A 13474-nucleotide genomic window follows, 5' to 3' on the forward strand; every position below is an offset into this window, starting at 1 on the left:
GACTGTGCCCCTCCGGTTCACGCCCGAGCGAAAAATTCTTGGTCCCCTCGTTTTGCGCGCCCGGGCGTCGCTCCCGACCAACATGTCATGCCTCGCCCCGGCTACGAAGGATGGGGCCCTCCGGCCGGCGAGACCTCCGCGGACCGCCTGGCGCGGCGAGGTGCGGACCCCGACGACCCGCCCTGGGATCCGCCGTCGGCTCACGCGGTCTGCGGAATGGACGTCGAGGACCTGCAACAGCGGGTCGATCGGCGGTTCACCTGACCATTCAAACATATATACATACTACTTCGGCGCGCCGGTCGCCGCGCGGCGGGTGCGATGAATGTCGCACAGCCGGTCACTCGCGGCCGGCCGCGGCCTCGTGTGGGCGACGGCTCATATGTGAAGACCGACGAATGACGCGAGCCCTCGGATCGGCCCCGGCCGTGCGCGGCGGGCTCCGGGGCCGCCGCGGGCGCGCCGCTTGTCCAATGAATCCGGCCAGTTCCCGCCGAGGATTCGCCGGCGGCCCGGACGCGGGCGACGGCGCGTCGTCCGACTCGGGCGGCGCGGCGGGCGATTCACACGATGGACTATGTATATTGTGTAGCGCGTTACATCCCGCAGGGCCGACCGCCGCAATTCGTCGCCGCGCGGCCTCGTCCGGCGAAGAGCCGGCACCCGCGATATCACCGGTGTATTCGCGGCTCCGGACCGCGGCGAGGGGCCCGCGCGGCCGTTCCTGGCCACAATTCGCGATTGCTCGGCCGCGCGACGCAATCATCCTTCGAGTCGGGACGGCGGCGGGAATCCACTCGCCGTCGTCCGGAAGAAAGGATTGCTACCATGTCTCGCAACATTCTCATGTTGGCCCCTGCGCTCGCGTTCGCACTGCCGTTCGTCACCTCCCAGCCGACGATGGCGCGTCCCCTCGCCCTTCAGGCCCAGGAGACTCTGTGGGACGACCGAGACGGCGACCACGACGACGACGATGACGACGACGACCACGGCGACGACGACCTGATCGCGATCATGGTCTGCTTCGAGGCACAGCTCGTGCTCAACCAGGACAACCGCTCCTACTCGTGCGACCTCGTCGAGGGTCCGCAGTGCCTGGCGAGCTGCTCCGCCGAGGCGGTCGCGCCGCTGTGCCAGACCGAGATCGCCAACCGCGCCCGCGCCGACGACTTCGACACCTGCGTGGAGGAGCGCCTGGCCACCTGCCGCAGCCAATGTGAGACCGGCGGCGCCGCCTTCTGTCACGCCGACGACGACCTCAAGGCCCGCGGCGGCGACGACCACGACGACGACGACAACGACGACCACGAGAACGACGACGACGACGACAACGACAACATCGACGGGAATATCGACGTCCACGAGGAGGACGGCCTGATCTTCATCGACGTGGAGATCTGCCTCGACCTCGTGATCGACCCCGACCGCCTCTGATCCGCGCAGCGCCCATCACACGGCCGCGATCGGCGCTTCGCCGGTCGCGGCCCCTTTCGCGTCGTCACAAACCCTGCACGAACTCCCAGATCTGCTGCCCCCCGAACAGCGGCCACCCGTGCGTGGTGCCGTCATAACCGCCCTCGCTGTGCTCGCACCACACGACCGGCAGGCCGGCGTCGCAGCCCTGGTACGCCGCGCAGGCGTGGCTCTCCGGCTCGGCCTCGACCGCCGCGTGGACCTCGGCGATCGGCGGCGCCGTCGCGGCGTCACAGCCGTTGCGCTCGCGCCAGAAGTCGCGCGCCTCCTCGCCGTTGTCGAACGGCACGTGGACGTCGGCGATCCCGTGGATCACCAGCGCCGCGACCCGGTCGACGCAATCGTCCTTCTCGGGCAGATAGCCGGCCACCGGCGCGATCGCCAGCAGCCGGTCGCCGAACCGGCAGCCGAGGACGTTGACGAAGTGCGCGCCCGAGCTGGTGCCGGCCGCGAACACCCGCGCCTCGTCGACGCAGTACTCGTTCGTCAGCCGATCGAGCACCGCGGCGAAGAACTCGGCGTTGATCTCGCGCTCGCCGTCACCCTCCCAGCCGGTCCCGCCGAGCGACGTCATGTACACGAGGATCGCGTGATCGCCCATCGCCGCCTGGAACCCGGCGCAGTCGCCGTCCTGACAATTGGGCCCGGTGCGATTGCGGCCGTGGAATCCGAAGCCCAGCGGATAGGCCGTGTTCGGGTCGTAGTCGGGCGGCAGCGACACGATGTACTGCCCTGATTGATCCTGCACCTCGATCGTCAGCGGCCCGCTCGCAGGATTCATCACACCACAGCCCGCGCTGCCCGCCGCGCCCGTCGTGCCCTCCGTGGTCGTGCTCGCGTCGGTCGTCGCCGGCGCCCCGGTCGTCGGCTCCCCGGTCGTCGGCGCCGCCGTCGTGCCCGTGCTCGTGCTCGTCGAGACCTCGGCGGTCGTTCCGCCCGTGGTGGTCGCGTCGCTCGCCGCCTCGGTGGTGGTCGCCGGCGGCGGCTCCGTCGTCCCCGTCGTGGTCGTCGCGCCGGTGGCGTCGGTGCTGCCGTCGCCGCCGCCCGAACAACCGCCAATCGACCCGGCAGCCAGCCACGCCGCCCACGAAAAATCGCGCAATCCGCGGATCATGCGTCACGCTACCAAATCTCGCCAATCATCGGTGCGCGTTCCCGATCGATGGACGCCGAGCGGTGAATCGACGATCCTCACCGCATGCGCGATCCTCGTGAGATCTCTCGGTCCGACGCCGCGGCCATGGGGGCGGAAGCCCTGAAGGTCTGTCGCGCCGGCAGCTACACCGCGCCGTCGGGCCGCGTCGTCGCGCTCGGCGACGCGATCGCGCGGGCGATCGCCGGCACCGCCGACATCCCTCCCGCCCTCGCCCTCGACCTCGCGCCCCGCGGTCACCGGTCCACCCGCATCGAGGTCGTCAATGACAGCACCCTGGTCGCGGCGCGTCGCCTGCACGACGACGGCCGCGACGTCGTCGCCCTCAACTTCGCCTCCGCGCGCCGGCCGGGCGGCGGCTTCCTGTCCGGCGCGCGAGCCCAGGAGGAGTCGCTGTGCCGCGCCTCGGCGCTGTACGTGTGCCTCGAAGGCCGGGCGATGTACGGCGAGCACGGCGGCTGGCACGACGCGATGCACGGCGACGCGATGATCTACTCGCCGGCCGTCCCGGTGTTCCGCGGCGACGACGGCCCGCTGCTCGAGCAGCCGTGGCAGTGCGGCTTCATCACCGCCGCGGCGCCGAACCGCAACGCCCTGCGCAGCCGCGCGCCCGAACGCGAGGCCGAGCTGCCGCAGGTGTTCGCCGGCCGAATCGCCCGCGTCCTGGCCCTCGCCGCTCGCCACGGCCACGACGGCGTCGTCCTCGGCGCCTGGGGCTGCGGCGCGTTCGGCTGCGACCCCGAGCTCGTCGCCAGCCAGTTCCACGCCGCCCTCACCGGCCCGTTCCGCGGCACCTTCGAGCGCGTGGTGTTCGCCGTCCTCGACACCAGCCTCGAGCAGCGCACCATGGGCCCGTTCGCCCGCCGCTTCGCATGACGTTCAGAACATGCTCTTCATGACATGTTCTATCAAACATCTCACATCATTCTCTGCTGCAGCCTGAATCGCAGCACCATCAGCGCCAGCGGCATGTAGCGCCCGAGCGCGGTCACCCCGGCCTGGCCCATGTACAGCAGCGACATCCCGGTCGCCAGCAGCGCCTGGCGCACGTACGGGTGGGCCAGCAGCTTGGCCTCGGTCGCGCGGGCGATCAGCGCCCCGTGTTCGGGCGAGCCGACCGCGATCTCCTGGCCGCGCCAGCGGAACGACCGGCGCCCGCCCGTGCCGACCCGCCGCCGCCCCGACGTCCCGGCCGCCACCGCCGCGCGTGACGGATCGGTCTCCTGCAGCTTCAAGCACTGATAAAAGCTCCACACGCTGCGGCACACCACGCCGTCGAGCACGAACTGCGCCGGCGATTCGCTCGACAGCGGCGCGCCCGAGATCATGTGAGCGAGCGGCCGCCGCTGCTGGACCCGCCACGCCGCGTACTCGGCCGGCCCGAGCTTCAGAGTGCGCGCCTCCAGCTCGGCCGCGCGCGCGTCCCCGACCGTCGCACGGCGGCCCTCGTAGAGCAGGCCCTCGAGCTGCCGCTCGTCCGGATCGATCGCGCGGCAAGCATCGTCGACGCCGCGGCTCCTCACCAGCTCTCGCAGCGGTCGCTCGCTCGCCACGCGGCGATTGTACCGCCCTCGTCGCCAACGTCTCGCGCTTCTTGTTACCCTCGCCGCATGCTCGGCCGCCTCTTCGCCTCGCGTCGACACGCCGCCGGCGCGCTCGTGCTCCTCGCCTGTCCGTCGAGCTCGCCGAGGCCCGCGCTCGATCCCCCGCCGCGCGCCGCCGCGGAGCCCGCGACCGAAGCCCAGCAGCGCCCGGCCGCGCATGCACCCGCCGATCCGCCCCAGCTCGACGTCGCCGCGCCTCCCGACGCCCCGACGCCCGGCCCGCTCGACTACGCCGCCAGCCCCACCGGCGTCCTCGTCGTGTGGTCGCGTCACGACGGCGAGACCAGCGAGATCGTCGCGCAACAGCTCGACCCGCGCGGCAGCCCGCTCGCGCCGCCGAGGCACGTCCTGCGCACCGAGGGCGAGATTGTGGACCTCGCGGTGAGCACCGCGAAGGGCCACGCGTGGCTCGCCTACGTCGCCGAGATCGAGGCACCGAGCGGCCTGCTCGGCGCCGCCGTCCTCGCTCCCGATCTGTCCGTCACCGGCGCGCGCGTCCTCGATCGCTTCACCGCCGACGCTCTCTCGGCCTGGGGTGGCGACCGCGTGCGGGTGCTCGCCCTCGCCCCCGACGACGCAGTGATCGCGGCCATCGGTGCACCGGTGCAGTGCCGCGATCGCGTCGTCGGCGGCACCCGTGCGTGCCCCGGCTATCACCTCTACACAATGCGCGGCGGCGATTTCAAAGATAACCACGTCGCCGAGGTCGGAGTCGACGGTGGCCAGTCCGACATGGGCGCGCTCGTCGACGTCGGCGCCGGTGTCTTGCTCGACGTCTGGGCCTGGCACGGCGGCCCCAGCCACGCCGACCTCTACCTGCCGCGCGGCGCCACCAAAGCAGCCACCCCGAAGTTCCGCCGCGTCCGCTGCCGGCCTCCGTTCCGCCGCGGCTTCGACGGCGAGGCCTTGGTCTCGTGGTGCGCCGGCGACGACGCCGGCCTCGACGAGCGCTGCCGGCTGAGCGACGACCCTGCCGCTCGCTGCACGCAGCTCCACCTCGTCACCTTGAAAGATCGCGTCCTCACCCCGCGCAGCGCCCCGCAGGGCGCCCCGCTCACCGCCCTGACGCTCCGCTGCAGCGCCGGTCGGCCCGTGCTCGACGTCGCGTGGGACGGCGGCTCACGCCGGCTCGACCCGCAGGCCCCCGGCGCCGCGCTCGACCTCCGCCCGGAGCTCGGCGTGTGGACTGGCGAGTACGGCGTGCAGATCGCCGAGGACGGGCAGGTCACCCGCTACCGCTGCCAGCCGGACGAGCGCCTTGAGCAGGGGCCCGTCGCGCCGCTCGACCTCGCGGCCCCGGCGAGCGCGTGAATGTCCTCAGGACACGCTATCAACCGTTACTTGCAGTCGGGATCGGCCTGAAGGCTGGTGAGCATCCCCTTGCAGCTCTCGCTGACAGCCACGGGATTGCTGTTCTTGGCGAAGCCTTCCTTCGAAGTGGCGGCCATCTTGCGCAAGATGTCGCCCTTCGGCGCGGGCGCTTTCGCGGCGCAGGCCTCGACGGCCGCGAAGTAGTCCTTGCAGGCCTGGCTCTCCATCCCGCCGCCGCAGGCGGCCCCGCAGATCAGGGCCGCGACGAAGCTCCATCCGATTGTCTTGTCGGTCATGCAGACATCCTTGCATGGCGACGACGAACGAGGCAATCCGCGTTCACATGCGACGTATCGCGCGTTCGCCTCGCCCGCACGCTTGCATTCGCGCGCAGTGAAAGACGATCGGGGCGATAGTAATCGTGGGCTGTCCCAGGGGACAGCCCACGACGCCCGCCGGGCTCAACGGTTGAGGTTCCAGATCGACGCGTTCAGCGCGAACGCGAACGACACCCACAGCAGGTGCGGGATCTGCAGCAACCCGGCCGCCGGACTGACCTTGAAGAACGCGCGGATCATCGACATCAGCGCGAACCACTGCACCCCGACGCACACCAGCGACAGGTCCGGGCGGTGGAGGCCGAAGAACAGCGGCGACCAGGCGGCGTTGAGCAGCTGGTAGAGGAAGAACAGGCCGATCGCCCACGGCACCAGCGGGTGCTTGTCCTTGCGCGCCACCAGGTAGATGCTCAGGCCCATGGTCGCGTAGAGCGTCAGCCACACCGGGCCGAACACCGAGTCGGGCGGGGTCCAGTCGGGCTTGTGAAGGCGGTGGTACCAGCGGTCGGGCCCAAAGAAGTACCCGGACAGAGCGGGCACGTAGGCCACGCCGATCCAGAACAGCAGGCTCAGGGGTGACAATCGGCGGTGCTGCATACGCGCAAGATTGAGGGCGATCGGCATGCGCGGCAACTCGCGGTGATCGCGTCCGAGCTTGCAAAGCGCCGCCCTCGAGGTCGCCGCCTCGCGACGCGCTCAGCCGTCGTGCCACTCGGCGAGCGTGGTCAACAGCGCAATCGTGAACGACGGCGTCGAATCGGCGGCGAAGCGGCAGAACGGGAACTCGCGCACCGCGGCCCAGCGGAACGAGCTTGCCTCGTCGAGGAACAGCGCGCTGCCGAAGGGCAGCGGGTTGCCGATCTCGACCACTGGGATCCACGCGAGCAGCGCCTCACCGTTCGCGCGCGCCATGGCGTCGACCTGCGGCAGCGAGCGCCACGTCGTCTCCACGTATTCGGCGACCGCCTGGCGCGCCGCCTCGATCGTGCGGCGCCCGTTGCCCTCGACCGCCAGCGTCGTCACCGAGTTGGTGGCGAGCCAGTGATGCTCTTCCAAAAATTTCACCAGGCTCACCGGCAGCTCGCGACCCAGGCGGTGGCGCAGCGCCAGGATCGCCCCCGGCAGCGCCCCTCGCGGCGCTCGCCGCAGCGGTGCTCGCGTCGCCAGCCAAGCGAGCGCCGCCTCGACGCTCGCGCGCGGCATCGCCTCGTCGTCGTCCTCGTCCGTCACTCGCAGCGCGCTCAGAAGCAGATGAAGAAGTCGCAGATCCCGAGGATGTTGTCCTTCACCCCGGCCGGGCAGCAATTCGACTGCGGGTTGTTCTCGTCGAAGATGCAGAACTCGCCCTGCCCGGCGCACATCAGCGTCTCGCAGCCCGAGGTGTCGATCGTGCACGACGGGGTGCAGCCCAGCGCGCCCATGTCGTAGCCGAGGCTGATGCAGGTCTGGCCGCCGAGCTGGGCCCCGTCGCACTGCTCCGCGCCTTCCTGCACCCCGTTGCCGCACGACGCCAGCGGCGTGCAGCCGGCCGTGTCGATGCTCTTGCAGTTCGGCGCGCACACCAGGCTGCCGCCGCCGTAGCCGAGGCTCTGGCAGCTCTTGCCGTTGAAGTTGGAGCCGTCGCACGCCTCGGCCATGTGGACGATGCCGTCGCCGCACGTGTAGCAGCCGTCGATGAACAGCTTGCAGTCGGGCCCGCACAACAGAGTGCCGGCGCCGTAGCCCTCGGTCATGCACGTGCTGCCGACCAGCGACTCGCCGTCGCACGCCTCGTTGGCGTCGACGTTGCCGTCGCCGCACACCCCCGCGGGCGCGCTGGTCCCCGTGGTGATCGGGTCGCTGGACCCCGGCGAGCTCGACGTCGGCTCCTCGCCGCTCTCGCTCTCGCTGCCGCTACCGTCGCCGCTGCTGCCGTCGCTGTCGCTGACGGAGCTGTTCGGGTGGGCCGTGGTGATGTTGTTGGTGGTGGGCAGCGGGATCGACCCGGTGTCGCTGATGGTGCCCTCGGCACACCCCATCAACAGCGCGATCATCAGGCCCGACCCCGCGAACTTGCTCGGCATCCCATCCGAGCCTAACAGCGCCGGCGCGGGTGTGAACTCGGGCCGGCGGCGGCCTCGCGCGCCCACGCGCCCGCGGACGCGAGAGGTTCCTCATTGCTCCACCGAGGCGCGTCCGCGATCGCGCTCCTGCGCGATCGACTCACAGCGCCGCACGCGTCGGACACTCGCCCTCGCCCTGGAAGTCGCCGAGCGTGCGCGCCTGGGCCGCGAGGTAGTCGTACGCGGTGGTCACCGGGATCGACGCGCCCGTCACCGAGTAGCCGAGCTCCGGCGTGAACACCTCGGCGGCCTTCACCATGCGCAGCTCGTCGAGCGTCGTCTCGCCGTCGCGGTCGAGATCGCTGTCGGCGATCCACTGCGCCCGCCGCTCGGTGATCTCCGCGCCCTGCGTGATGTTGGTGAAGAACCAGTGGTCGCCGTGGATGGTCGGCTTGATCTGCGCCGTCCCGCCCGACGGCACCGCGAAGCCGGCGTCGCCCTCTTCCGGCGCGCAGTCGTCGAACGACGTCCCGGCCGCGAGCCCCCACGCGAACTTCACCTCGGTCGCCGGCTCGCAGTCGTCGCTACCGGGCAGGCACGACTGGCCGTCGGCCTTGGTGATCGCGCCCTCGACGTAGATCGAGAAGCCGTTGTCGATCATGAACTGCAGATCTTCCGCGGAGGTGCCCTCGGCCGCCTCGACCGACGCGGAGGCGTTGGGGATGTCGTAGCCGACGCGGTCCCAGCGGACCGCGTCGACGTCGTCGAACTCGGTCAGGACGAACCCGCCGACCGGCAGGTTGAGCAGGTCGACCACGTAGACCGCGGGGTCGGACAGCGAGGCCGAAGCGTCGGCGCTCTGGGCGGCGCGGAAGTTGCCGACCACCACCAGGAACTTGGTGTAATCCGCGGCCCACCCGTCGACGATGTTCTCCTCGCCGGTGCCCGGCTGCAGCCCCTCGGGGATGGTGTCCTCGGCCTCGACGAACACCTGCACCCTCCCGGTCGCGCCGCCTCCGCCGTTGCAACCGGCGACCAGAGCGAGGGCGAGGGCGGGGACGAGGACCTTCTTCGGACGTGGCATGACGACTCTCCTTGCGCGATGACGCGGGGTGTTTGCAAGTTCTCGGACCGCCGCGCCGCGCGAGGGCGGGCGCACGTCGGCCCCGGACACGCCGCGATCGGGCGCTGCGGGGCCCGCACCCGGCCCGACAGGCCCGACGGCGACGGACAGGCGAAGCGCGGCGGCGGTCACGGCGCGACGGTACGCCGCGCGTTCTTGCAAGTCAAATTGCAAAAGCCCTTCGCTTGCATCTACTGCCGCACCGCTCGCGTCGAGAACTGCGCCCCGGTGCCTCGCGGCCAGGGTTCTCACCCGCATACGATCTACTCTTGCAATACGTTTGCAAAAATTGACCTTGCGCACATCGGCCGTCGCTTGTCCGGCGCATCCCCGGCTGTCACCGTCTGGCATGACCTCGCAGTCGCCTCTCGCCGATCCGGCCCCGTGGAACCTCGTCGACGAAGCGTACGCCGAGCACGGCGTCCACTTCCTGCGCCCCTACGCCCGCGACGCGATCGCGCTGGCCGCCCCGACCGCCGACGCGCGCGTGCTCGACGTCGCCTGCGGCCCCGGCACCCTGGCCTTGCTGGTCGCCCCCGAGGTCGCGCAGGTCGCCGCCCTCGACTTCGCCGCGGCGATGATCGACCGCCTGCGCGAGCGCGCCGACCGGGCCGCGCTCGAAGTCGACGCCCGCGTCGGCGACGGGCAGGACCTGCCGTGGCAGGACGCCAGCTTCGACGCCGCCTTCTCGATGTTCGGCCTGATCTTCTTCCCCGACCACGCCCGCGGCCTGCGCGAGCTCCACCGCGTGCTGCGCCCCGGCGGCCGCGCAGTCGTCGGCTCGTGGATCCCCTTCGAACAGTCGCACCCGCTCGCCATGATGTTCGCGGCCCTGCGCGACGTCATGCCCGAGCTCCCGCTCGGCAGCGGCACTCCCCCGCTCGGCCAGGCCGACGAGTTCGCGGCGGCCCTCCGCGCGGCCGGCTTCACCGGCGTCCGCGTCGAGCCCGTCACCCACGAGTTCCGCTTCGCCGACGTCGACGCCTTCTGGACCTTTAATAAACGCGGCAACGCCCCGGTCGCCCTCCTCCACCAGCGCCTCGCCCCCGAGCGCTGGCGGGCCTTCGAGCAGGACGTGCTCGCCCGCCTGCGCGAGCGCTTCGGCGCCGGCGAGGTCGTCTACGGCCAGACCGCCCTGCTCGGCCTCGGCGTCCGCTGAAGGCCATGAATCGACATGTCCTTCGGGACATGTCTGAATGCGCCGGCGCCGGTCAGCCCCCGCCGACCCGCACGCCTCCGCGCCGAGGCGCGACCGTCACATTTTGCCTCGACACACGCCCGCGACGCCGCCCTCGATCGGGTCGCATTGCGGCACCGCGTCCGGACAGCCCGGCTCGGCCGCCCCCGGATCGCACTGCGGCACGCAGCACCCTGCAGCTTCGCTACAAGGAGCGTCCTCAGGCAGACGCGAAGACCGCGCCATCTCGCAGCTGAGCCCCTCGCCGCAACCGCCGAGCCACGGATCGCACGCGTCCAGAAAGCCCCCTGCGTCGGCCTTCACGCACTGGCCGCGCCCGGCGGCCGCCAGCTTCGGCTCGGCGCTCGCCAGGCAGGTGAAGCCCGCGGCGCAGTCGTCCTCCAGCAACGTACAGTCCTGGCCGCACACCCGCAGGCGCGAACAACCCTGTCCTTCAGGACATGTCCTGAGATCGTCGCACTCCGCCGCGCACACCTCGCCGACGCAGCGGGCCCCGACCTCGCAGGTTCGCGGTCCGTCCTGCGCCTGCTCGCAGGCGGCGCCGAGCGGCGCGGGGGCGTCGACCTGCGCCTCGCAGCGGCGCCAGATCGTGCAAACCTGTCCGTCAGGACAGTCTTGCTCGGCGACGCTGCACACCGGCGCGAGGACGGCGTCCAGGTCGGCCGCGGGGTCGAGCGGGTGCTCCCAGCTGATCCTGTAGAGCCCCGGCCCCAGCATCACCGGACCCTCCTGCTGCGGCGGCAAGGTCGAGTCGGTGCGCCACGGCGCGTGCACGTCGACCCACCGCCACGCGAAGTCATCCGGCTGGCACAGCGAGATGCTGAGCCGCCCGCGGACGTCCCTGCGGAGTTCGAACGCCCCCGCGAGCTCGGGCGTGACCTCGAAGGTCCACTCGACGAACCCCTCCTGCACCCCCTCGCCCCCGCGCAGGAGAAAATCCGCGGTCTCAAAATCATTGACGACCCGCGGCGAGCGGCAGTCCATGCTCGCCTGCAGCAGCGCCGCGCCGGGCGTGCCGCCGTCAGGGGCCCGCTGCGCGTCGCAGCCGAGGTGCATCGGCTCGAACCGATCGAGCGGCCCGCGCCGCCAGCGGAGGAAGTCGTCGTCGAGCTCCGAGCCGAACCGCTCGCGATAGCGCGCCCGCACCTCTTCCGGCGCGGTGTCCTTGGTGGTCTCGGCGAACAGCGCCAGCACCTCGGACGGCCCGAACTCCTTCAGCATCCCATACACGAGATCGCCGCCAGCGTCGTAACCATCGCGCCCCAGCGCCTGCGAGCGCGTCTTGGCCAGCAGGAGCTCGAGGTCGACCGCCATACACTCGGGCGTCGACAGGCACCCCCGCGTCCCCCGGCCGCCGCCGATCGCCTGCGCCAGGCCCTCGCTGAACAGCGGCTTGTTGCTGCCGTCCTCCTGAGCGTGCCGCGCGTGCACGAGCTCGTGCCGCACCGCCGAGCGAAAGTAGGTACCGCCCAGGTACACCCGGCTGCCCTTGGCGCATCCGGCTTTGGGCATGAAGCCCGCGCACACCTCCGCCGCCAGGTCGTATGACAGCATCCACACCGAGATGGCCTCCGCGCGAGGTGCCAGCTCGAGCTCCGCCTCCGTCCACGCGACGCGGCGGTCGAGGAACTCCAGCGTGCCGGCGCACACCTCCGGCACGAGGTCGGTCCCCAGCGATACCCGCTCCCCGTGCCACGCGAGCGGCGGCAGGTCCGGCCCCGACGCCTCCCTCTCGGGCTCGCAACCCGCCACGAAGGCGAGCATCGCCCATGTCTTCAAGGACATGTATTTTCGGACATTCATGTCTACCTACCTCTTCCGTCCTCGACCGTGAGGACGAACATCTGTCGTGACATACCAGGACCGCACCCGCGGTCATCTCGCCCGTCACGAGCTACTCGGCCGGGCATCCTGCCCCCGGCGTCACCTCGCCGTGGGCCATGAAGTAGATCGGGTGGCTGCCGGCGAACGCCTCCGCCGGCAGCACCTCCCAGTTCACCCCGTCCTCGCTGCGGAAAAACTTCTGCTTCTCGTACCAGACCATCCAGCCGGCGTTGGTCGCCACGAACGTCCCGCCGGGGCTGCGCGCGACCTGGCCGATCGAGATGTCGCCCGGAGAGATCGGCTCGCTCTGCCAGCTCGCCCCGTCGGCGCTGCGGTGCAGCGTGGAGCCCTCGTAAACAAAAAACTCCGAGCCGGTCCAGATCGGCGGCGACGACAGGCCCTGGGACACCGGTACGTGCTCCCAGTTGTCACCGCCGTCGCTGGTGCGACAGACGTGGCCGTTGCCGCTGGCCATCACGCCCACACCTGACCCATAGGCCATGCCGATCACGTAGCCCCCGCACTGCGGCGGCCGGGTCGTCGCCGGCGTCCACGTGATCCCGTCGGCGCTGCGGACGACGGCCCGCTGCTCGCCGCTCTCTCCGGTCACCACGAACCAGCCGGCGTCATGAGGAAAAAATTCGATCGCGCGGGTGTTGATGCCGATGTCGAGCGGACCGCCCTCGGTCCACGTCTTGCCGAGGTCGTCGGAGATCTGCGTCGTCGAATTGTTGGCGACGAAGCGGCCGTTGCCGAACGCGATGTCGGCGAACGTGGGCGTGTCGCTGAGCACGGTCTCGAACGCCGAAGCGTCCTCGCTGCGCACCACCGAGCCCGGCGCGCCCCAGCCCCACGTGAGCACGAAGGTCTTGTCGCCGTGGGCGATCCCGCGGCCCGCGAACGCGTTGTGGTCGCAGTCGAGGCCGGCCTCGAAGCAGCGCACCGCGTCGTCCTGCGACTGGTCCTGAATCCACGTGTGGCCGTCGTCGCAGGAGATCGTCGTGCGCCCGTAGTGCCCCTGGGCGATGAACACCGGCACCGCGGTCACCGGCGGCGGCCCGGTCGTCGTCGACGTCGCGTCGGTACCGGTCGGCGCCTCCGTGGTCGTCGACGCCTCGGTCGTGCTCGTCGACGTGCTCGCCGTCGTCGTCTCGATCGCCGTGGTCCCCGGCGTCGTCGGTGACGACGTCATCTCCTCCGAGGTGCCCGACGTCGAAGTCGTCGAAGTCGCCTCGCTGGTGTTGTCGACGCCCGCCGACTCCTTGCTCCCGCCCTGACATGCGACGACCAGCGCCGCCCCGATCCACATCTGCCGCACCGCACCACGGTAACGAGGTCGCTGCGAACCTCGCAAGGTGTCTTGCGCCCCCATCGTCGCGCGCGGCCTCGCGTCGCGCGTGTACGCGCG

Annotated in this window: 14 protein-coding genes; 5 read left to right on the plus strand and 9 right to left on the minus strand. The window is 71.1% G+C overall.

The features are described 5' to 3' along the window. The first annotated feature begins 87 nt into the window (after positions 1-87). A complete protein-coding gene (locus OV090_RS22115; RefSeq protein ID WP_267706030.1) occupies positions 88-264 on the plus strand; it encodes a hypothetical protein in 177 nt (58 codons plus the stop codon). Between the two features lie 564 nt (positions 265-828). Then, positions 829-1434, plus strand: a complete 606-nt coding sequence (locus tag OV090_RS22120) for a hypothetical protein (RefSeq protein WP_267706031.1) — start codon at positions 829-831, stop codon at positions 1432-1434. Positions 1435-1498: 64 nt separating this feature from the next. On the opposite strand, the gene OV090_RS22125 is transcribed toward OV090_RS22120, so the two are convergent. Next, positions 1499-2587 (minus strand): hypothetical protein, encoded by a 1089-nt coding sequence (locus OV090_RS22125; RefSeq protein WP_267706032.1) that lies wholly within the window; start codon positions 2585-2587, stop codon positions 1499-1501. A gap of 84 nt (positions 2588-2671) precedes the next feature. Here OV090_RS22125 and OV090_RS22130 point away from each other — a divergent pair, with 84 nt between their 5' ends. After that, entirely contained in the window at positions 2672-3502 is an 831-nt protein-coding gene (locus tag OV090_RS22130) for a TIGR02452 family protein (RefSeq protein ID WP_267706033.1), read from the plus strand. A gap of 41 nt (positions 3503-3543) precedes the next feature. Here OV090_RS22130 and OV090_RS22135 read toward each other — a convergent pair whose 3' ends face one another. Next, entirely contained in the window at positions 3544-4179 is a 636-nt protein-coding gene (locus OV090_RS22135) for a hypothetical protein (protein ID WP_267706034.1), read from the minus strand. Between the two features lie 57 nt (positions 4180-4236). On the opposite strand from OV090_RS22135, the gene OV090_RS22140 reads away from it, so the two are divergent. Then, on the plus strand, positions 4237-5541 hold the full coding sequence (locus OV090_RS22140) for a hypothetical protein (RefSeq protein WP_267706035.1): 1305 nt from the start codon (positions 4237-4239) through the stop codon (positions 5539-5541). A 26-nt stretch (positions 5542-5567) separates the two neighbouring features. Here OV090_RS22140 and OV090_RS22145 read toward each other — a convergent pair whose 3' ends face one another. The 5 genes from OV090_RS22145 to OV090_RS22165 all read right to left on the minus strand — a co-directional run bounded on the left by OV090_RS22145 (position 5568) and on the right by OV090_RS22165 (position 9005). Beyond that, positions 5568-5837 (minus strand): hypothetical protein, encoded by a 270-nt coding sequence (locus tag OV090_RS22145; RefSeq protein WP_267706036.1) that lies wholly within the window; start codon positions 5835-5837, stop codon positions 5568-5570. A gap of 165 nt (positions 5838-6002) precedes the next feature. Next, a complete protein-coding gene (locus OV090_RS22150; RefSeq protein ID WP_267706037.1) occupies positions 6003-6503 on the minus strand; it encodes a TspO/MBR family protein in 501 nt (166 codons plus the stop codon). Positions 6504-6575: 72 nt separating this feature from the next. Then, on the minus strand, positions 6576-7109 hold the full coding sequence (locus tag OV090_RS22155) for a hypothetical protein (RefSeq protein ID WP_267706038.1): 534 nt from the start codon (positions 7107-7109) through the stop codon (positions 6576-6578). An 11-nt stretch (positions 7110-7120) separates the two neighbouring features. Further along, entirely contained in the window at positions 7121-7942 is an 822-nt protein-coding gene (locus OV090_RS22160; RefSeq protein ID WP_267706039.1) for a hypothetical protein, read from the minus strand. A 139-nt stretch (positions 7943-8081) separates the two neighbouring features. Then, positions 8082-9005: a hypothetical protein gene (locus OV090_RS22165; RefSeq protein ID WP_267706040.1), complete on the minus strand. Its 924-nt coding sequence runs from the start codon at positions 9003-9005 to the stop codon at positions 8082-8084. Between the two features lie 388 nt (positions 9006-9393). On the opposite strand from OV090_RS22165, the gene OV090_RS22170 reads away from it, so the two are divergent. After that, positions 9394-10203 (plus strand): class I SAM-dependent methyltransferase, encoded by an 810-nt coding sequence (locus OV090_RS22170; protein WP_267706041.1) that lies wholly within the window; start codon positions 9394-9396, stop codon positions 10201-10203. Positions 10204-10299: 96 nt separating this feature from the next. On the opposite strand, the gene OV090_RS22175 is transcribed toward OV090_RS22170, so the two are convergent. Together OV090_RS22175 and OV090_RS22180 are read right to left on the minus strand one after the other, a co-directional pair. Beyond that, a complete protein-coding gene (locus OV090_RS22175; protein ID WP_267706042.1) occupies positions 10300-12027 on the minus strand; it encodes a hypothetical protein in 1728 nt (575 codons plus the stop codon). 109 nt (positions 12028-12136) lie between these two features. After that, positions 12137-13384, minus strand: a complete 1248-nt coding sequence (locus OV090_RS22180) for a hypothetical protein (RefSeq protein ID WP_267706043.1) — start codon at positions 13382-13384, stop codon at positions 12137-12139. Positions 13385-13474 lie beyond the last annotated feature (90 nt).

This window comes from Nannocystis sp. RBIL2 (genome assembly GCF_026626745.1).
Taxonomy (GTDB): Bacteria; Myxococcota_A; Polyangia; order Nannocystales; family Nannocystaceae; genus Nannocystis.